The sequence below is a fragment of the Streptomyces sp. NPDC047081 genome (genome assembly GCF_040643775.1).
GTDB lineage: Bacteria > Actinomycetota > Actinomycetes > Streptomycetales > Streptomycetaceae > Streptomyces.
The window spans coordinates 44,317-63,825 of sequence record NZ_JBEYUY010000016.1 but is presented as its reverse complement, the minus strand read 5'-3'; the positions used below and the strand labels follow the sequence as shown (position 1 = coordinate 63,825).

Annotated in this window: 19 protein-coding genes and 2 tRNA genes; 13 read left to right on the top strand and 8 right to left on the bottom strand. The window is 68.3% G+C overall.

Annotated elements, in window-relative coordinates; genetic code table 11:
- Window positions 1-51: 51 nt before the first annotated feature.
- The gene (locus tag ABZ848_RS28170; protein ID WP_360836337.1) at window positions 52-246 is read right to left on the bottom strand and encodes a hypothetical protein; all 195 of its coding nucleotides are present in this window, start codon (window positions 244-246) and stop codon (window positions 52-54) included.
- A 432-nt stretch (window positions 247-678) separates the two neighbouring features.
- Between ABZ848_RS28170 and ABZ848_RS28165 the strand changes: the two genes are divergently transcribed.
- Window positions 679-852: a hypothetical protein gene (locus ABZ848_RS28165; protein ID WP_360836335.1), complete on the top strand. Its 174-nt coding sequence runs from the start codon at window positions 679-681 to the stop codon at window positions 850-852.
- A 220-nt stretch (window positions 853-1,072) separates the two neighbouring features.
- On the opposite strand, the gene ABZ848_RS28160 is transcribed toward ABZ848_RS28165, so the two are convergent.
- Complete coding sequence (locus ABZ848_RS28160) at window positions 1,073-1,513, bottom strand: ATP-binding protein (protein ID WP_360836333.1); 441 nt, start codon at window positions 1,511-1,513, stop codon at window positions 1,073-1,075.
- A 794-nt stretch (window positions 1,514-2,307) separates the two neighbouring features.
- Between ABZ848_RS28160 and ABZ848_RS28155 the strand changes: the two genes are divergently transcribed.
- Complete coding sequence (locus ABZ848_RS28155) at window positions 2,308-2,874, top strand: hypothetical protein (protein ID WP_360836331.1); 567 nt, start codon at window positions 2,308-2,310, stop codon at window positions 2,872-2,874.
- 7 nt (window positions 2,875-2,881) lie between these two features.
- Window positions 2,882-3,628, top strand: a complete 747-nt coding sequence (locus ABZ848_RS28150) for a 5-formyltetrahydrofolate cyclo-ligase (RefSeq protein WP_360836330.1) — start codon at window positions 2,882-2,884, stop codon at window positions 3,626-3,628.
- Between the two features lie 36 nt (window positions 3,629-3,664).
- Here ABZ848_RS28150 and ABZ848_RS28145 read toward each other — a convergent pair whose 3' ends face one another.
- Window positions 3,665-4,159 (bottom strand): DUF3830 family protein, encoded by a 495-nt coding sequence (locus ABZ848_RS28145; protein ID WP_360836329.1) that lies wholly within the window; start codon window positions 4,157-4,159, stop codon window positions 3,665-3,667.
- A 47-nt stretch (window positions 4,160-4,206) separates the two neighbouring features.
- Between ABZ848_RS28145 and ehuB the strand changes: the two genes are divergently transcribed.
- The 6 genes from ehuB (at window position 4,207) to ABZ848_RS28115 (ending at window position 8,422) form a co-directional block, all read left to right on the top strand.
- Window positions 4,207-5,121 (top strand): ectoine/hydroxyectoine ABC transporter substrate-binding protein EhuB, encoded by a 915-nt coding sequence (ehuB, locus tag ABZ848_RS28140; protein ID WP_360836328.1) that lies wholly within the window; start codon window positions 4,207-4,209, stop codon window positions 5,119-5,121.
- Window positions 5,121-5,840, top strand: a complete 720-nt coding sequence (gene ehuC, locus ABZ848_RS28135; protein ID WP_360836326.1) for an ectoine/hydroxyectoine ABC transporter permease subunit EhuC — start codon at window positions 5,121-5,123, stop codon at window positions 5,838-5,840. Before ehuB ends, ehuC begins: the two co-directional genes overlap by 1 nt.
- On the top strand, window positions 5,837-6,487 hold the full coding sequence (ehuD, locus tag ABZ848_RS28130) for an ectoine/hydroxyectoine ABC transporter permease subunit EhuD (RefSeq protein ID WP_360836324.1): 651 nt from the start codon (window positions 5,837-5,839) through the stop codon (window positions 6,485-6,487). Before ehuC ends, ehuD begins: the two co-directional genes overlap by 4 nt.
- A 10-nt stretch (window positions 6,488-6,497) precedes the next feature.
- Window positions 6,498-7,274, top strand: a complete 777-nt coding sequence (gene ehuA, locus ABZ848_RS28125; protein WP_360836322.1) for an ectoine/hydroxyectoine ABC transporter ATP-binding protein EhuA — start codon at window positions 6,498-6,500, stop codon at window positions 7,272-7,274.
- Between the two features lie 228 nt (window positions 7,275-7,502).
- Window positions 7,503-8,261, top strand: a complete 759-nt coding sequence (locus ABZ848_RS28120) for an IclR family transcriptional regulator C-terminal domain-containing protein (protein WP_360836320.1) — start codon at window positions 7,503-7,505, stop codon at window positions 8,259-8,261.
- A gap of 87 nt (window positions 8,262-8,348) precedes the next feature.
- Window positions 8,349-8,422, top strand: a tRNA-Lys gene (locus tag ABZ848_RS28115).
- Window positions 8,423-8,642: 220 nt separating this feature from the next.
- On the opposite strand, the gene ABZ848_RS28110 is transcribed toward ABZ848_RS28115, so the two are convergent.
- The 5 genes from ABZ848_RS28110 to ABZ848_RS28090 form a co-directional block, all read right to left on the bottom strand.
- Window positions 8,643-10,310 carry a long-chain-fatty-acid--CoA ligase gene (locus ABZ848_RS28110; protein ID WP_360836318.1) on the bottom strand — a complete coding sequence of 556 codons (1,668 nt, stop codon included), beginning with the start codon at window positions 10,308-10,310 and terminating at the stop codon, window positions 8,643-8,645.
- A gap of 26 nt (window positions 10,311-10,336) precedes the next feature.
- On the bottom strand, window positions 10,337-10,792 hold the full coding sequence (locus tag ABZ848_RS28105; RefSeq protein ID WP_360836316.1) for a hypothetical protein: 456 nt from the start codon (window positions 10,790-10,792) through the stop codon (window positions 10,337-10,339).
- Between the two features lie 76 nt (window positions 10,793-10,868).
- Window positions 10,869-11,474, bottom strand: coding sequence for a lytic polysaccharide monooxygenase (locus ABZ848_RS28100; RefSeq protein ID WP_360836315.1), 606 nt, complete (start codon window positions 11,472-11,474; stop codon window positions 10,869-10,871).
- A gap of 68 nt (window positions 11,475-11,542) precedes the next feature.
- Window positions 11,543-12,661 carry an SPFH domain-containing protein gene (locus tag ABZ848_RS28095; RefSeq protein ID WP_360836313.1) on the bottom strand — a complete coding sequence of 373 codons (1,119 nt, stop codon included), beginning with the start codon at window positions 12,659-12,661 and terminating at the stop codon, window positions 11,543-11,545.
- 75 nt (window positions 12,662-12,736) lie between these two features.
- Window positions 12,737-14,185: a peptidoglycan-binding protein gene (locus ABZ848_RS28090; protein ID WP_360836312.1), complete on the bottom strand. Its 1,449-nt coding sequence runs from the start codon at window positions 14,183-14,185 to the stop codon at window positions 12,737-12,739.
- Between the two features lie 187 nt (window positions 14,186-14,372).
- Here ABZ848_RS28090 and ABZ848_RS28085 point away from each other — a divergent pair.
- The 4 genes from ABZ848_RS28085 (at window position 14,373) to ABZ848_RS28070 (ending at window position 19,457) form a co-directional block, all read left to right on the top strand.
- Window positions 14,373-14,446 (top strand) — tRNA-Lys (locus ABZ848_RS28085).
- Between the two features lie 89 nt (window positions 14,447-14,535).
- Window positions 14,536-15,252 carry a FadR/GntR family transcriptional regulator gene (locus ABZ848_RS28080; protein ID WP_360836310.1) on the top strand — a complete coding sequence of 239 codons (717 nt, stop codon included), beginning with the start codon at window positions 14,536-14,538 and terminating at the stop codon, window positions 15,250-15,252.
- Window positions 15,253-15,522: 270 nt separating this feature from the next.
- Window positions 15,523-17,523, top strand: coding sequence for a glycosyltransferase family 2 protein (locus tag ABZ848_RS28075; protein WP_360836308.1), 2,001 nt, complete (start codon window positions 15,523-15,525; stop codon window positions 17,521-17,523).
- On the top strand, window positions 17,520-19,457 hold the full coding sequence (locus ABZ848_RS28070; protein WP_360836307.1) for a kelch motif-containing protein: 1,938 nt from the start codon (window positions 17,520-17,522) through the stop codon (window positions 19,455-19,457). The genes ABZ848_RS28075 and ABZ848_RS28070 overlap by 4 nt, the downstream gene beginning before the upstream one ends.
- Window positions 19,458-19,509 lie beyond the last annotated feature (52 nt).

Genomic DNA, 19,509 nt, shown 5'->3' with positions numbered 1-19,509 from the left:
CGTGCAACGTTGTTCGAACGGCGGCATCGAAGTATGGGTGGTGACTATCGATCAGCGGTTCGCCGCCCGTGATCGAATCCAGAGCACGCCGGCCTCGCTCATCATGTCGAGCAGCCGGACCTTGTCGGCCCATGGCATCCCCTCAAACCGCTTCAGCCCGAGGTAGCAGTGCGGGCAGTCGTAGTCGCAGCCCTTGTTGATCTCGTACGACGCGCGCGCCATGCCGTACGGGGGCAGGGTGCGCACGAGGACGCTGTCGCGTAGAGGACGGTGTGCGGGGAGGTCGAGCCCCCACGCGCGCCGTCGACGAACCAGGGCGGAACATCTGCGCCTGTGCTCGCGGCCTTGCTCAGTTCGAGGTACCGGACGAGCGGAATCTGTACCCCGTTGTCGTCGCCGGGGCAAAGGACGAGGTACTCGTCGAGGAACGGGCTGGCGATCAGTTCGTGCATGGGCTTCTTCCCTGGGCGGTGGGGATCTGAAGGCGGCCGTCATGGAGTACCGACTCCGCTCGATCAATGGCGCCGTACGGCGTGGTGGTGTGCAGCGAGGCGCTGGCGTTGGACGCGCTGCGCCTGCAGTCACTTACGGGCATGTCCGGCGTCGTCAGCTCCTGTCCGACGGCCGCCCCGCCACCACGCACTCGGCGTGCACGCGGCCGACCATAAGGTCGCCCTGATGAAGGCAGCGGTCGATATAGCGGTCGCCTTCGTCCTCGGCGGCATGAACGTCGAGCGGCGCCAGGCCGACGACGAGCGCGGCCTCGGGGCGGGTGAGAAGCAGCCTCCTCAAGTGCTCGTGCGTGGGCAGGGCGAGGCAGGCAGGCAGGTGCCCAGGTCGACGATGGGTTGATCAGGTGTACGGAGTCCGGCAGCGAGGGCGGAGGCCGTCATGCACCGGCGAATGCCTGCAAAAGTGGCATCGGGCCAGCGCGCGGGCGGATGCGCCAGGAGGGTGAAGACAATCGCGTGACCGCCTGGGTCGGCACCGATCCAGGTACGGACGGTGAGAGGGACGGTGACGCCGGCTTTGGGCGCCGCGGGCACCCAGAGACCACTCGGGCTTGCAGGCGTCAGCACGGGATCACCTTCATCGTGACCGGGGCATCGATCTTGAACTCGGCCCACACGACCTTGTGGTCGACGTGCCGGTCGACGCCCCAGCCATCAGCGCACGCGGAGACCAGCAGGAGCCCCCGCCCCGTGTCGCTGTCGTGATCCGGATAGCGATGTTCAGGCAGTACCGGGCTGCTGTCGTGCACTTCGATGCGCAGCAACTGGTCGCTGACTCTGAGCCGTACGAGGATACCGACCGTGTCGGGGACTCCATGACGCACGGCGTTGGTAGCCAACTTCGATACGCAGAGCAGCACTTCGTCGATACGGTCGCTGATGCCCCAGGTGCTGAGAATGCGCGCAGTGAACCTCCTCGCCGCGCCTACGGATACCGGATCGTGGCTCAACGCCCGTGCAATTGACGGCTGCTGCCGAGGGCCATGTGGGGGTGGTGCCATGACGCTCTCCGTCCCGGATGCGGTGGCGCGTGGGGCGCTTGGTCCATTCGGTGAAGCTCTACGGAACCGCTCCAAACGACCGCGAACCAGAGCAGAATTGGCGCATGAATGAGGCATTCATGACGCATCACCGGGCATGACCAGGAGAGTTTCGCCTCCGAGCAACTGAAGACCTACGCAGGGAGATTGGCTCCATGGCTCTGAAACGGCACGGCTTGGTGCGCCGCCGCCGGGCGATGGGCCACACGCAGGAAAGCCTCGCCGAGGCGCTACGGGTGGAACGGTCCACTGCCGCGCGTGGGAGTCCGGGAAAGTGGCGCCCCAACCGTGGATCCGACCGCGGCTTGCGGAGATCCTCCAGCTAGGTGCGGACGAGTTGAGCGAACTTCTTGTGGTCACACCCGCCGACGAGCAGTCCACCACAGAGCGCACGGAGTACGCCCTGCGTTACCCGGCCCGTGTGGATCTGGCGACCGTTGCCGAACTCCGGAGCAGCATGGACTCCTTGGGCGAGCGCTACGACCGCGAACCCTCCGCAACGCTGCTGGCGCGGGCAGGCGAACATACGAGCAGGGTTTCCTTCCTCGCCGGAGAAGCTCCGTCCGGGCGCGTTCAGCGCGAGATGCGCGTCCTTCAGGCGGACGCTGCGACCTTCATGGGGCAGCTCGTCTGGGATGTCTCCCCAGCGGCGCGACCACGCGACGGCCCGCTCGCATTACGCGCAGAGCGCCGAAGTGGCGCGTCACCTGGGTGATCCGAACGCGGAGGGGCATGCCCTCTTACGCACCTGCTACGTGTCCCTCTACAGGGCCAGTGACTACCGGGAGGGTCTGGATCTGGCGCTCCAGGCAGCCCGTACGGCCCGATTCACCAGCCACGTCCTCACGGGGCTCGCCATGCTGCACGCTGCGGAGGCGTACGCCTACCTGGGCGACAGTGCCGAGTGTGAGCGTGCTCTGGGAGGCGCCGAGAGACACTTGGGGCAGGCCCACGGTGCGGACGCAGCCCACGAACTCTTCTCGCCCACCCACTTGGGCCGTCTGGCCGGCTCCTGCTATCTCTCGCTCGGCGACTACCGCAAGGCCGAACAGCTCCTGGCCCAGACCGCGGCAGAGCTGCACGACAGGCGCAAGTCCCGGGCGATCGTCCTCGGCAACCTCACGCTGGCCCGTCTCCGGGACGGGAACCTCGACGGCGCGCTCGTCGCGTTTACCGACGCTGTGAGCGAACTGCACGGCACGCGCGGAGGTGGTGGGATGAACATCGTCTTCCGAGCCGCCCGAGAAATGCGCCCGTGGCGCAGCGAATCTGCGGTGCAGGACGCGCAGGACCGTCTGATGGCGTTGATGGAAGCGACGTGACCACAGCATGCAGGAGCCCGACGTGCACACACACGTGGACGAAGCCAAGCAACGAGTACGCGAGCGCGTCTGGGATCTGCTCGACGCGGAGAGGGCCGTTCTGAACGAGACGGCCCACGGCCGCATCCCGAACTTCAAAGGCTCCGATGCCGCTGCGGACAGGCTCGCCGGCCTGAAGTCCTGGCGCGACACGCGCGTCATCAAGGCCGTGCCGGACAAGGCACAGCTACCCGTACGTGCTCGTGCACTCTACGAGGGGAAGACGGTGTTCATGGCAGTGCCGAAGCTCGCCGATCCGCAACCCTTCTATCTGCTCGATCCCGCGGCGCTCCCCGTCTCTCCGCAAGAAGCGGCCTCCAGCAAGATCGCGGCAACCGTAGCTCCGCGGGTCGACGTGGACGACCTGGAGCCCGTCGACATGGTTGTGGTCGGCAGTGTCGCCGTGAACAGAGCCGGTGTACGCATCGGCAAGGGCGCCGGATATTCCGATCTTGAGTTTGCCTTCCTGATGGAGGCCGGTTTGATCAGCGACCGGACAGTGGTCGTGTCCACGGTCCACGCCCTCCAGGTACTGGACGAGGAACTCCCGGCGACCGACCACGACTTCGGGGTGGACCTGATCGTCACGCCCGACGAGGTCATCTCCTGTCAGTCGCCGCACCGGCCGGCTGGGCTGGTGTGGGAGCACCTGGACGCAGCGAAGATCGCCTCCATTCCGGTACTCGCCGCCCAGGCTCCCGCAAACGGCCGCTGAGACATCTGGAGCACGCGGAAGAGCCCCCTGTCGACCTCACAGCCGCCGGAAGCGGAGCGTCTCCCCCGCCGCCCCCGAGCGCCACAGGTCGTTGCAGCCCTCGGCCATCGCCTCCAGGCCCTCGGTGATCCGGCCCCAGACGATGCCGGGGACCCAGCCGACGTCTGCGTTGAGGAGGAGGTTGTTGCGTTCGTAGAAGAGGGCCAGGTCGACGACCGTGGTGCCGGGGCGGACCTCGCGGTCGTAGCCGTAGGACTTCGTGCCCAGTTCCGTGCCGGCGAAGGAGAAGTAGCAGAGGTCGCCGGGGATGGGGGTGACGGTCGGGTTCTCCAGGGGTGGCTCGGATGTCGCGAAGGGCGGGAAGAGGGCGTAGATCTCGTTGCGGGCGTATTTCGCGTGGTAGACGTCGCTGCCCAGGGGGAGGGCGTCCCATACGGCCGCGCAGGTGACGGGGGCGCGGTCGTCCAGCAGTTTTGCCGTGCAGGAGATACCGCGCTTGACCAGCGAGACTTCTATGTAGCGGTCAGCCATGCGTTCCATGGTGCATACATCGCATGCTCTCGGGTAGCCGCGCCGCCATGGCTCCACCTATTGGGAACGAGAGAGACACAACCGGGACCACACGCCGGTCGCTGCTCGCGGGGGTGGCGGCGCTCGGTGCGTTGGGTGCCGCCGGCTGCAGCCGCGTGGCCACCGCGTCCACCACGAACGGCGGTGATCTGCTCGAACGGCTGAAGGCGGCCGGTGTCGTACGCCTCGGCATCGCCGGCGAGATCCCGTTCGGCTACATCGACAAGAACGGCGAGCTGACCGGCGAGGCGCCGGAACTGGCCAAGGTCATCTTCAAGAGGCTGGGCATCGACCGGGTCCAGCCCGTGCCGACCGAGTTCGGCTCGCTGATCCCGGGCCTGAACTCGCAGCAGTTCGACGTCGTCGCGGCCGGGATGTACGTCAACCCCGACCGCTGTGAGCAGGTCATCTTCGCCGACCCCGACTACCAGATGCTGGATGCGTTCATCGTGCGCAAGGGGAACCCGAAGGGGTTGCACGACTACAAGGACGTCGTCGCGAAGAAGGCCAAGTTCGCGACCGGGACCGGGTACGCGGAGATCCAGTACGCCGTCGAGGCGGGGTACAAGGAGAGCGACATCCTGATCGTGCCGGACCAGGTCGCCGGGCTGAACGCCGTGGAGGCGGGCCGCGTCGACGTCTTCGCCGGTACGGCGCTCACCACGCGGGAAGTGGTCAAGAAGTCGAGCAAGGCCGAGTCGACCAAGGCCTTCGCACCGCTCGTCAAGGGCAAGCCGCACGTCGACGGGGGCGCCTTCGCGTTCCGGCCGACCGAGACGAAGCTGCGGGACGCCTTCAACGTCGAGCTGCACAAGCTGAAGAAGAGCGGGGAACTCTTCCGCATTCTTCGGCCCTTCGGCTTCACCAAGGCCGAGATGACCGATCTGACCGCCAAGGAGCTGTGCGGCGGAGGGACGGGCTGATGACCTCGGGACTCTGGGAACTCGTGCTCAAGGGGATCTGGACCACGATCCAGCTGCTGTTCTTCAGCTCGCTGGTGGCCGGTGCCGTCTCCTTCGTCGTCGGCGTCGCGCGCACCCACCGGCTGTGGATCGTCCGCTTCCTCGCGGGCTTCTACACCGAGGTGTTCCGCGGGACCTCGGCCCTGATCATGATCTTCTGGGTGTACTTCGTACTGCCGCTGGCCTTCGGCTGGCAGCTGGTGCCGATGTGGGCGGGCACGCTCGCGCTCGGCCTGACCTACGGCGCCTACGGCTCGGAGATCGTGCGCGGGGCGCTGAACTCGGTCGACCCGGCGCAGAAGGAGGGCGGCATCGCGCTCAGCTTCACGCCCTGGCAGCGGATGAGGCTGATCCTGCTGCCGCAGGCGGTGCCGGAGATGATCCCGCCCTTCTCCAACCTGCTGATCGAGCTGCTCAAGGGCACCGCCCTGGTGTCGGTCATCGGCATGGGCGACCTGACCTTCAGCGCCAACCTGGTGCGGCTCGCGCTGCAGCAGAGCGCGGAGATCTACACGTACATCCTGCTGATCTACTTCGTGATCGCCTTCCTGCTCACCCGGGTCATGCGCAGTCTGGAGAAGAAGCTGAAGGCGGGCGTGGGCAAGGCGCCCCAGCACGGGGTGGGCGCGCATGAGCTCAAGCGCGCCGAGACGACCGGTGTCGGAGGTGCTGTCTCGTGAAGTGGGACTGGAATGCCGTCAGCGACTTCATGCCGCACTTCTGGGACGGCGTGCTCGTCACCCTGCAGGCCCTCGTCCTCGGCTCGCTGATCTCGTTCGCGCTCGGCCTGGTCTGGGCGCTGCTGATGCGGACGCCGAGCAGGTGGGTGCGGTGGCCGGTCGGGGTCGTGACGGAGTTCGTGCGCAACACCCCGCTGCTGGTGCAGCTGTTCTTCCTGTTCTACGTGATGCCCGAGTGGGGCCTGACGATGTCGGCGCTGACCACCGGCGTCATCGGCATCGGCCTGCACTACTCGACGTACACCATGCAGGTCTACCGGGCCGGCATCGAGGCCGTGCCCGCCGGCCAGTGGGAGGCGGCGACCGCGCTGAACCTGCCGCGCCTGAGGACCTGGCAGGTGGTGATCCTGCCGCAGGCGATCCGCCGGGTCGTGCCGGCCCTCGGCAACTACGTGATCGCGATGCTCAAGGACACACCGCTGCTGATGGCGATCACCGTGCTGGAGATGCTCGGCGAGGCCCGGCTCTTCTCCCAGCAGCACTTCCAGTTCACCGAGCCCCTCACGGTGATCGGCGTGGCCTTCATCGTCATTTCCTATCTGGCCTCCCTTCTTCTGCGAGCTCTGGAGCGACGCCTTGTCCACTGACGCCCCCCTCATGAAAGAACCCGACGCCCACTCCAACCCGCCGGTGGACGGCAGCGAGCTGATCCGCCTCGACCAGGTCACCAAGCGGTTCGGGCAGAACACGGTCCTCGACCACCTCGACTTCTCGGTGAACTCCGGCAAGCACGTCACCCTGATCGGCCCGTCCGGCTCCGGCAAGACGACGATCCTCAGGCTGCTGATGACCCTCACCAAGCCGGACGAGGGCACCATCACCGTCGACGGGGAGAAGCTCTTCCCCGCGCCCGAGAAGCAGGTCCGCGAGGTCCGCAAGAAGATCGGCATGGTCTTCCAGCAGTTCAACCTGTTCCCGAACATGACCGCGCTGCGCAACATCATGGAGGCGCCGGTCACCGTCCTCGGCATGCCCAAGGACGAGGCGGAGCAGCGGGCGCGCGACCTGCTCGACCTGGTGGGGCTCGCCGACAAGTGCGACGCCCGTCCGAGCCAGCTCTCCGGCGGCCAGCAGCAGCGGGTCGCGATCGCGCGGGCGCTGGCGATGCGGCCGCGGGTGCTGCTCCTGGACGAGGTGACCTCCGCGCTCGACCCCGAGCTGGTGGCCGGCGTGCTGGACGTGCTGCGCGACATCGCCCGCACCACCGACATCACGATGCTCTGCGTGACCCACGAGATGAACTTCGCCCGGGACATCTCGGACCAGGTGCTGATGTTCGACTCCGGCAAGGTCATCGAGTCGGGGCCGCCGGAGAAGATCTTCAGCGAGCCCGAGCAGGACCGGACGCGGGAATTTCTCAGCGCGGTGCTGTGACTTCACGGGTTGAACGCGCTTGAACTCTGTTCAACCTTCGAGGTCCGGGCGCCGGTTCATGTCATCGGCATATGCCAGAGTGTCTCCGTCGCTGCTGAGAGCGGTACGGCGGGGTCGGAATCTCGTCAACAGCCGCTCACAACAAGCCTCTTGGCCGTTATCTTGGAAGTGTTTCGCTGTCTGGTATTACGGCCCAGTTGTAGAGCGACCGAGCGCGCAGGGGGAACCGTGGCGCTGAAGCACGAGCCGACCGCGCCGTACCACTCGGCCCAGGACGCGCTGCGCGTCCTGGAGACCGTGTCACGGCACACCACCGGAATCAACGACACCGAGCTCGCCAGGCTCACCGGCCTCACCCCGGAGCGGCTGACCACCCTCCTGCGGATGCTGCGCCGGGAGGGTTACGTCGAGCAGATCACCGACGGGGCGTACATCACCGGCGACGCCCTCAGCCGCCTCGGCTCCGCCCAGGGCCGCGAGAAGGCGCTGCGCGACAAGCTCCAGCGCACCCTGGACCGGCTGCGCGACTCGGTCGGCGCGGCGGTCTACCTCAGCCGTTACGTCGACGGTGAGGTGAAGGTCGCCCAGTACGCGGACGGCCCGAGCACGCCCGTGGTCAACGAGTGGGTGGACTTCCGCTACTCCGCCCACGCCACCGCGATCGGCAAGAGCCTGCTGGGCCAGCTGGACAACAACGGGCGGCGCGACCATCTCTCCCGGCACAAGATGGCCCGCCTCACCTCGCGCACCATCACCAGCGACAAGCTGCTGCTGCACCGCCTGGAGTCCCAGCCGCCCACCGTGCCCCACCTCGACCTCCAGGAGTACGCGGTCGGCACGGTCTGCGCGGCCGTCCCGATCACCGCCGGCTCCTCGGTGGGCTGCCTGGCCCTGTCCCTCCCGGTCGAGCACGCCCACCGCCTCCGCCAGGCCGCCGACGCCCTCAACCGCAGCGCGGCCCCGGTCCTCCTCTCCCTGGCCATCTGAGGTTGGTCAGAACCACCCCTCCGGACCAGGTAGTATTTTCTCCGTCGCCGCCCACGAGGAACAGACCAAGTGGTCGGCGAGAGTCATGCGCCGCTAGCTCAGTTGGTTAGAGCAGCTGACTCTTAATCAGCGGGTCCGGGGTTCGAGTCCCTGGCGGCGCACCGGTGAAGGGCCTCTCGTGGGAGCGAGGGGTCCTTCGGCGTTTTCGGCTGGGGGTCTGGGGGTTATCCCCCAGATGGATGCAGCATCAGCGGGTCCGGGGTTCGAGTCCCTGGCGGCGCACTCTTGAGGGGCCTCTCGTGGGAGCGAGGGGCCCCTCGGCGTTTCCGGTGCGGCGAGGTCGGCTGGGGGTCCGGGGGTCATCCCCCGGGAGATGCAGCATCAGCGGGTCCGGGGTTCGAGTCCCTGGCGGCGCACCGGTGAAGGGCCTCTCGTGGGAGCGAGGGGTCCTTCGGCGTTTTCCGGGGTCAGACGGCGGTAGGCGTCCTCGCCCGGTGGGCGCCACCAGACCGGGTCCGCGCACCGGACGCCCTCCCGCCTCAGCAGCGCGCGGTGGATCTTGTTCGTGGCCGTTACCGGCATTCGGTCCACCACCCGTACGAACCTCGGTGCCATCTTCGTTCCGAGGTCCGGCTGGGCGGACAGGAAGTGGGTGAAGGCGGTCGGGTCGAAGGTGCCGGCCAGGGTCGCCATCACCTGGTCACCGGTCACCGGATCCGGCACCGCGTACACGGCGACGGCATCCGCACCCTCGTACCGCGCGAGGATGTTCTCGATCATCGCCGCGGCCAGGTTCTCGCTGTCGACGCGGATACGGTCGTCGGTGCGCCCGGCGAAGTAGAGGTAGCCGTCGGCGTCCCGGTAGAAGAGGTCCCCGGTCCAGTACGCCCCGCCCCGCCGCCGCTCGGCCTCGGCCTCCGGGTTGCGCCAGTACCCCTCGAAGGGGTTCGGCCCCCGGTTGACCAGCTCCCCTATCGCCTCGTCCCCGTTGACCAGCCGCCCGTCCGCGTCGAACACGGCGGGCCCGCACTCCTCCCCCGTCTCCGGATCGAGTACGACGAGACCGGGCGCCGCCCGCCCCACCGCCCCGGCCGGCGTCCCCGGCGACCACTGCACGGCCGCCCCGCCCTCCGAGGACCCGTACCCCTCCACAAGCCGCACCCCGAACCGCCGCCCGAAGGCCTCCGCGTCCACCACCCCCGCCTCCGTGCCGAAGCCGAGCCGCAGCGGATTGTCCCAGTCGTCCGCCCGCTCCTCCGTCGCGAGGATGTACTGCACGGCCCGCCCGACATACGTGAAGTACGTCGCCCCGTACCTCCGCACGTCCGCCAGGAACCCGGACGCCGAGAACCGCCGCCGCAGCGCCACCCCCGCCCCGGCCGCCAGCGCGGGCGCCCAGTCGGCGATCACCGCGTTGCCGTGGAACATCGGCATACAGACGTAGTGCACGTCCTCGCGCCGCACCCCGAACTGCCCCACCAGCGACGCCCCGGCCGCGGCCAGCCGCCCCTGCGTGCAGATCGCGGCCTTGGGCGCACCGGTCGACCCCGAGGTGAAGTACAGGAGCAGCCGGTCGCCCGGTTCGGCCTTGGAGGCGTCCGGCACCGCGTTCGTATACGGCGCGAGGAGGTCGTCGTACTCCTCCGTGTCCGTCAACAGGACCCGTACGGCGGGGAGTTCGAGGCCCGTGAGGAGCGGGAGGTGGGTGTGCTCGGTGATGAGGACACGGCACTCGGTGTGCAGGATGTCGCGGGCTAGTTCGGGGCCTCGGCGGGTGGGGTTGATACCGGCCACGGCGGCACCGGCGAGGGCGGCCGCGCTCAACCAGAGTGGATATTCAGGGGTGTTGTCGAGCAGGACGCCGACATGCGGTTCGGCGCCGGGCGGCAGGAGGTCGGCCAGCAGCGCCGCACGCGCCGCCGCGCCCGCGGCCACCTCGTGGTGGGTGAGGACGAGGTCCTCGTACCAGAGGGCCGGACGGTGATCGCCCCACTGCCCGGCCACGAGCTCCGCGACCGTGTGCCGCCTGCTGGACTCCCTGGACTCCATGGGGGCGCACGGTAGTTGACGTACCGTCAGATGTGGAGGGGCAGGAAGACTTCGGTGTACGTGACCATGAAGCCGACGCAGAACACCACCACGACCCCGAGGAAGGCGAGGATGCCGAAGGTGGCAGCCGCCTGCTTGAGCCGGCCCGGTTCGTGGGCGGTGGCGACCACGTTCTCGCCGGCCGTGTAGTACACGGTGACGAGGTCACCCTCCAGGCGGGTCCCCGGGCCGCCCTCCTCCTCGAAGCGGACCACCCGGCCGTCGTGGGTCGTGAACTCGTAGACGTGGTGGAGGGTCGTGTGCACGCTGGTGTCGTTCATTCCGCCGTGCGTCGTCGTGAACATCCGCAGACAGCGACCCTGCGCAGTGAGCCCGCTGTTCCAGGCGCCACGCACCTGCAGCCAGCGGCGCACCACCCGGTACGCCATGAAGAGGGCCACGGCCATGATCAGGCCGGGCACGAGATAGAACAGCACGTCCATGGCTTCCCCCGAGGTCAGGTACTGCTTGGTGCGGTGAACCTACCCGCGGGGGAAGCCGGTTTTGCTCAAGCGGAGCTCAGAACGTGACGTCCGAGCAGGCGTAGAACGCGTTGGCCGTGTCGGCGATCGTCCACACCGCGACGATCACGTGGTGGCCGCTCAGCCCGGACGGCAGGGTGCCGCTGTGCGAGAGGGTGGCCGGAGGGCGCTGGCCGTTGTAGGGGACGGTCAGGAACGGGGTGGTGTTGAGGTCGGAGCGGGCCAGGTTGTGGTTCTGGTTCCAACCCTGCCTGGTGACGTAGTACTTGAAGTCGGTCGTGGCGTGCATGGCGGTGAACTGCCAGCGGAACGTGTAGCTCTGACCGCCCGTCACCTTCGTCGTCGGCCAGGCGCCGCCGGACGGGGTCGTGGGCGAGCTGAGCTGACTGAACCTGCTGACACCGCCGTTGCATATCTGGCCGTCGGCGGGTCCGGCGGCCGGGAAGCCCTTGGGGCCCTCGACGGACTGCGGCTCCCACTGGATGTCGCCGCAGTTCGTCACGGTGCCGTTCTGGCAGAGCTTCTGCCTGCTGATGGGGAGGTCGGTGTAGCCGTGGCTGCTGGCGCCGCCGGCGGAGAGCACGATGGCCCCCGCTGTCGTGAGCCCGAGCGTGGCGGCGTACCACTTGGTCTTTCTGCGCATGCTGCCGCTCCTGGAGAACGTGGGGGAAGTTCCGTGAGGCGTGCAGGTCTAGACCAAGTACCAGATTATTACCGTGTGTTGACCGTGTCCATACACCCGGCGCTGAACGCCACCGTCAAGTCCTTCACCAGCGCCTTGCGTTCGTAGTCGTCCAGCTCCACGAGCCCGCGCACGGTCAGCCGGGTCACCGTGTCCTCCACCGAGTCCACGACCGACGAGAGCACGCTCGCCCGGTGCTGGGCGTCCAGCGCGGCGATCCGGCGGCGGTGCATCGCCGCGGCGACCTCGGGCGCGTACTCGACCCGGACCGGCCGCACCGAGAACACCTCCAGCCCGACCGGCGCCGCGTCCGCCGCGACAAGGCGGGTCAGCGCGTCCCCGGCCGCCTCGACCGAACCACGCGTGCCGCCCGGCATCTCGACCGGCACCCGGGCCAGGGCCGCCTCCACGCACTCGCGCAGATACGTCTCGTGGTCCTCGACCCCGAGCACCGCCCGCGCGGTGTCCCGCACCCGCCACACCACCAGGACCACGGCCCGCAGCGCGACGCCGTTGCCGTCGGCCGCGGGCATCGGCCCGCTGCGCCAGTGCCGCAGCCGTACGTCCACCCGGCGGCGCAGCAGCAGCGGGTTGACCCACATCAGGCCGGTGCGCCGGACCGTCCCGCGGTACCGCCCGAACAGCCCCAGCACCCAGGCCCGCCCGGTCCGCCCGCGGGCCAGCCCGCCGAACCCGAACAGACCGAGGGCACCGGCACCGGCGTACGCGGCCCACTGCGCGGGACCGAGTCCGGCGCCCGCGTACTCCGGGAGCCGCAGCGCGTGCGTCACGAGCGGTGGCAGTACGCCCGCCCACCAGGAGGCGGCCAGGCAGCCGGCCACTCCGCAGGCCCCTGCCAGCACGCCCACCACGCCGGGCAGCACCCCGGCCGGACGCTCGGCCAGCTCGGGGTCGACCTGCACGGTTGGGCGGGGCTTGGCCGGCACCGGGCGCCGGAAGCGGGGCTGCTCGCCGGTGCCCTGCCGGCGGCCCACGACGGCGGGCTTCAGCGGCACGGACACGGGGTCCGGCTCGTCGCGGAAGAGCAGGTGGACCGGGATCTCCATGGTCGACTCGTTCTGGATGAGCCGACCGGGCCTGGCCGGTCCCTCGGACTCGGGTGTCTGTGAAGTGGTCGTCGTACTCATGCGTGCCTCCAGCCTCCGCGCCAGATGCGTCACAACGGGTGGTTCAACGGGTGGGTGGGTCGTCTCGGCGAGCGCTCAGGAGAACAGGCGCCTCCAGGTCTCCGGCCCCGGGTAGCCGTCCGCCGCGCCGCCCCGCCAGCCCTGGGCGCGCTGGAAGGCCTCGACGTTGCGCCGGTCCGCCTCGCCCCAGCGCGGCCCCGGCCCGGTCGTGTAGTACTTGCCGAACCCCTTCTTCACCAGCTGCCTCCCCAGCCGGGTGACGTACTCGTTGTCGGCCCCGGGCCGGAACAGGCCCCGCCCGGGATAACCGGGGACGCCGTGCGAGGCGGGCTTCCCGGAGGTCGAGGGCTTTCCCGAGGGCTTTCCACCGGACGAAGGCTTCCCGTGGGACGAGCTCGCGGGCGGGCCCGCCGCCCCCACCGCGCCCGTCGACCCGGTCGTCCCCGTCGCCGCGATGTCCTTCCCCGTCCCGCTCACCAGCAGCGCCCAGGTCAGCGGCCCCGGCAGCCCGTCCGCGTCCGCGCCGCGCCAGCCCTGGGCCAGCTGGAAGGCCTGGGTGGCCCGCCGGTCGGCGTCCGACCAGCGCGGCCCGGGACCGGAGGTGTAGAAGCGCGCGCCACCGCGGGCGACGAGCATCTGCCCGAGCCGGGTGACGTACTTGTTGTTGGCACCGGGACCGAAATACCCGGCCCCCGGATAAGGCGTCGCGTCCTTCCCGACGCCAGTGCCCACACCCACACCGGTCCCCGTGCCCGTGCCCGTCCCCACGCCCGTCCCACCCCCCGCCGTCTCCGCCGCGAGCCCCTTGTACCGGAAGGCGAGATACCGGTCCGAGTGGCTCCAGTAGGCGTACGGCGTGGCCTGGCGGCGGGCGTGCGGGCGGGTCTCCTCGTAGGCGATGTAGTAGGTGTGCGTGTAGTCCGTCCAGCCGCCGAAAATGACGACGTGCGAGCCTTTCTCGGGGTTCGCGGGATTGTGGAACAGCAGAATGTCGCCGGGCTGGAGTTCGTCCTTCGGAATGCGCTCCCCGTACTGGTCGAGGCTGCCGGTCCATTCGTTCCCGGGCAGGCTCCAGGCCATCGAGACGAATCCCGAGCAGTCCTGCCGGTAACCGTCCGACCAGTACTCGTCCATGCTGTACGGCACCTCCGCCGCGACCCAGGTCTTGGCCCGGCGGATGATCTCCGCGCGGGTGGTCGTGGGCGCCTTGACGACGTGCGGCGGCTTGGCGGGCTTGCCGGCCGGGCCGTGCAGGGGGGCCTTGCCGCCTTGCGGGGTCGAGGGTTCGTCGCCGGTGTCACCTGCGGGGACGCCGGGGGCGGGGGGAGCGTGCGGGGCGGCGAGGGCCGGTACGGCGTGGCCCGCGCCGAGGGCCGCGGAGGCGGCGGCCGCGACGATCACCGCTCGGTGGGCGGCCGGGTGACGGCCGGTCCGTGAATGAGGAAGGGCCCGGCGCCAGTGCAGGCAACCCGGGCAGTCGCAGTCGCTCGCGGGATCGAATTCCTCGAATACCGGAGTCTCCATGCGATTCCCCTCACACTCCAGATGGAAATGTCCGCGCTCGTGCACGTCGATCAGTTTCCCAACTGTCTTCCGGACGCGCATTCTGACGGTCCGAATGACGTACCCGGCCACCCCGGCGCCCCGCCGCCCCCACCGCCCGGTGGTCCGGAGCACCGCCCGAGATCCGGTAGAGTTACGACGTCAGCAGGCGCCGCTAGCTCAGTTGGTTAGAGCAGCTGACTCTTAATCAGCGGGTCCGGGGTTCGAGTCCCTGGCGGCGCACAGACAGCGAAGGCCCTCCGTGCGAGCGGGGGGCTTTTTGCTTGGCCGGAACAGGGGGCTCCCCCGGTTTGGCCGGATACTCTCTCGCCATGGCAGCGCGTGACCTTCAGGAGCGGATCAAGAAGCTCATCATCGACCGCAGGCTGCCCTCCGGGGCCCCGCTGCCGACCGAGCCCGAGCTGATGGAGTTCCTGGGCGCGAGCCGGAACTCCGTGCGGGAGGCGCTCAAGGCGCTGCAGGCGATGGGCATCGTGGAGATCCGGCACGGCTTCGGGACGTACGTCGGCCCGATGTCACTCGCGCCGATGATCGAGGGCCTCGCCTTCCGCACGGTCGCCGGTCACTACCGCGGCGAGGACTCCTTCCTCCAGCTGCTGGAGCTGCGCGAGGCCGTGGAGAGCGGCCTGGTCTCCCGGCTCGCGGGCCGGATTCCCGAGCGGGACCTCGTTGAACTGGAGGCGCTCGTGGGACGTATGGAACAGCAGGCCGCACAGGGAGGTGCCGGCCTGGCCGAGACCGACCGCGCCTTTCACGCCACCCTCTACCGGGGCCTGGACAACGTGCTCCTGGGCGAGGTCCTCGAAGCGTTCTGGGACGCCTTCCACCGTGTCCACACGGACCTGGGCGGCGCGCCGCCCGACCACCGGGTCACCTGTAGGCAGCACCGGGACATCCTCGAAGCGGTGCGGTCCGGCGATTCGACCAGGGCGGAGGAGGCCATAAGAGAGCACTTCGGCAACATCCGGACCCGCCTGTCCACAGAGCATCCACAAGACCCCCACAGGCGCCACAATGAACGCGTATGACCGGTAAACACCGCGTTTCGCATCTTGCGATCATGATGAACGCCGTAGAACCCTGTTTCCAGGATGCTGCACATAAGCGGCAGTTGGGGGGCAAGTAACACCGGTTGCCGGATATGCGGGGTGAGGGGCCCGTTGCCGACACTGGATGCCGAGGGGGGCATCCTGCAACCGGAAGGTCGCGGTTCCATGTCTACGTGTGTGGAATGTGTGGCGGCTGTGCCCCACCACGACCGACACGACACGCGCCAACAGCGTGTGGGGGGATGACTCATGACGTCGACGCCGACGGGCGCCCGGCACAACTTCGACCCGTCCGAAACCACCCAGTTGAGGGTGCCTTCGCAACACCGCAACAGCACCACGGGCCAGTTCCGCCGTATCAAGAAGACGCTGCCGAGATACGACTACGAGCACTACAGCAGGCTGGCAGGCCCCCTCACTCAGCCGGATCCGAACAAACCGTACAAGGTGCAGTACCGCTCACTGCTCTCGCAGGAGCCGCACCGCCTGCGCGCCGCCCTGATGCTGGGCGCAGCGCCCCTGCTGTCGCTCATTCTGCTCGCCTGGCTGCTCCAACCGGAGCATTGGACCGAACGTGACTATCCCGCGTTCGAATTCCTGCCGGCACTGGACGTCGTGATGCTGGTCTCGATCGGTCTTATCGAGTTCTTCCGCTGCATGAACGTGCTGTCGAACGCGCACGCGACCCTGGTCGCCCGCGACCCGGTGCCGGTGGTGCCGGAGACCGGCACGAGAGTCGCCTTCATCACCACGTACGTCCCCGGCAAGGAACCCCTGGAGATGGTCACGAAGACCCTGGAAGCCGCCGTACGGCTGCGGCACCGGGGCCTTCTGCACATCTGGCTCCTGGACGAGGGCGACGACGACGAGGTCAAGGCGGTCTGCGCGCGGCTCGGCGTGCACCACTTCTCCCGCAAGGGAGTCGAGCAGTGGAACCGGAAGAAGGGCCCGTTCCGCGCGAAGACCAAGCACGGCAACTACAACTCCTGGCTGCAGGCGCACGGCGACGAGTACGACTTCTTCGCCTCCGTCGACACCGACCACGTGCCGCTGCCCAACTACCTGGAGCGGATGCTCGGTTTCTTCCGCGACCCGGACGTCGGCTTCGTCATCGGCCCGCAGGTGTACGGAAACTACGACAACCCCATCACCAAGGCCGCGGAGTCGCAGCAGTTCCTGTTCCACGCGCTCATCCAGCGGGCCGGAAACTTCTACGGCTCGCCCATGTTCGTGGGTACGTCGAACGCCGTACGCATCAAGGCGCTGAAGCAGATCGGCGGTCTGTACGACTCGATCACCGAGGACATGGCGACCGGCTTCGAGATCCACCGGCACCGCAACCCCGCGACGGGCAAGAAGTGGCGGTCGGTGTACACGCCGGACGTACTCGCGGTGGGCGAGGGCCCGGGTGCCTGGACCGACTTCTTCACGCAGCAGCTGCGGTGGTCCCGGGGGACGTACGAGACGATCCTGAAGCAGTACTGGAAGGGCTGGTTCTCGCTGCCTCCGGGCAAGCTCTTCAACTACACGATGATGATCATCTTCTACCCGATGTCGGCCCTCAACTGGATCCTGGCGGCGCTGAGTTGTGCGCTGTTCCTGGGCCTGGGCGCCTCGGGTGTGAACATCGACCCGACCGTGTGGCTGATGCTGTACGGCAACGCCTCCGCGCTGCAGATCGGCCTCTACATCTGGAACCGCCGGCACAACGTCTCGCCGCACGAGCCCGAGGGCTCCGGCGGTGTGGCGGGCATGGTGATGTCCGCGCTGTCGGCGCCGATCTACGCACGCTCCCTCATGGACGCCGTGCTGCGCCGCAAGAGCAAGTTCGTGGTGACGCCCAAGGGCGACTCGGCCAGCCCGGACACCCTGTTCGGGACCTTCCGGATCCACCTGTTCTTCATCTTCGTCTTCGGTGCCTCGATCTCCGCCGGCTTCGCCTACGGACACTCGCACCCGGCGATGATCATCTGGGCCTCCTTCGCCCTGCTGATCACCGCGTCGCCGATCTTCGCCTGGCAATACTCGCTGCGGAAGGCGAGGAAGCAGCCGCCCGAGCCGGTCGAGTACGAACCGGCGAGCGCGCCGGCGCCCGCGAGCGCCTACCCGCCGCACCAGGTGCCGGCACAGCACTCGCCGCACAACGCCGGGCACAAGCCCACCTGGGCCGCCTCCAACGAGGCGTCGGGCGAGGGCAACGACCAGACGATGCAGATCGCTCTTGGTGGATTTGGGGGACGTAAGGAATGAACGACCGTGCAGGCCACCGCCGGGCCCGTCGACTCGCGATCGGCACGGCGGTGGTGCTCGCGCTGGCCGGGATGAACGGGCCGTGGCTGTACCGCGTCGGGACCGAGAAGTACCACGAGTACCAGATCAACAGACCCGAGTACAAAGCGGACAACGGCCACTGGCAGATCGTGGAGTTCCCCAAGGAGTTCCGCCAGGACACCATCCACGCGGCGCTCCTGCGCACCGGCAAGGTGCTGCTGATCGCCGGCTCGGGCAACAACCAGGACAACTTCGACGCGAAGAAGTTCGACACCCGGATCTGGGACCCGGTCAAGGGCACGATCAAGAAGGTGCCGACGCCCAAGGACCTGTTCTGCACCGGGCACACGCAGCTGGCCAACGGCAATCTGCTGATCGCGGGCGGGACCAAGCGGTACGAGAAGCTGAAGGGTGACGTCACCAAGGCCGGCGGCCTGATGGTGGTGCACAACGAGAACCCGGACAAGCCGATCACCCTGCCCGCGGGAACGAAGTTCACCGGCAAGGAGAACGGCAAGACCTTCGTGTCGAAGGACCCGGTTCTGGTGCCGCGCGCGAAGAAGGTCTTCGACAAGGCGACCGGCAAGTTCCTGCGCAACGACCCGGGGCTCGGCCGTATCTACGTCGAGGCGAAGCAGAGCGGCACCAAGTACGAGACCGGTACCCAGGACAACTACCGGATCCAGGGGCTGACCGGCGCCGACGCGCGCAACACGTACGGCATCGCGCAGAAGCTCGCGCTCGACAAGAAGGACTTCCAGGGGATCAGGGACGCCTTCGAGTTCGACCCGGTCGCCGAGAAGTACATCAAGGTCGACCCGATGAACGAGGCCCGCTGGTACCCGACGCTGACCACGCTGTCGGACGGCAAGATCCTCAGCGTCTCCGGGCTCGACGACATCGGGCAGCTGGTGCCGGGCAAGAACGAGATCTTCGACCCGGCGACGAAGAAATGGACGTACACGAAGAAGATCCGGCAGTTCCCGACCTACCCGGCGCTGTTCCTCATGCAGAACGGCAAGATGTTCTACTCGGGGTCGAACGCGGGGTACGGGCCGGACGACGTCGGGCGTGACCCGGGTATCTGGGACGTCGACACCAACAAGTTCACGAAGCTGCCGGGGCTGAGCGACGCGAACGAGATGGAGACCTCCGGGACCGTGCTGCTGCCTCCGGCGCAGGACGAGAAGTTCATGGTGATCGGCGGGGGCGGGGTCGGTGAGTCGAACAAGTCCAGCAACAAGACGCGGCTGATCGATCTGAAGGACGCGAACCCGAAGTTCACGGACGGGCCGACGCTGGAGAAGGGGACGCGCTATCCGCAGTCCTCGATCCTGCCGGACGACACGGTGCTGGTGTCGGGCGGCTCGGAGGACTATCGGGGGCGCAGCGACTCCAACATCCTCCAGGCCCGGCTGTACCACCCGGACACGAACACCTTCGACCGGGTGGCGGACCCGCTGGTGGGGCGCAACTACCACTCCGGGTCGATCCTGCTGCCCGACGGGCGCGTGATGTTCTTCGGGTCGGACTCCCTCTACGGGGACAAGGCGAACACCAAGCCGGGCAAGTTCGAGCAGCGGATCGAGATCTACACACCGCCGTACCTGTACCGGGACTCGCGGCCGTCGCTGTCGGGCGGGCCGCAGACCATCGCGCGGGGTGGGTCGGGGACGTTCACGTCACCGCAGGCCTCCGCGATCAAGAAGGTGCGGCTGATCCGGCCCAGTGCGTCGACCCATGTGACCGATGTCGATCAGCGGTCGATCGCACTGGACTTCAAGACGTCCGGCAACAAGATCACGGTGACCGTGCCGAAGAACAAGAACCTTGTTCAGTCGGGGTGGTACATGGTGTTTGTGGACGACGATCAAGGAACGCCGAGTAAGGCGCAATGGGTGAAGGTGCCCTAAGGCCGTCTGGCGGGTGCGGGCGCGCTGTGGCTTGTCGCGCAGTTCCCCGCGC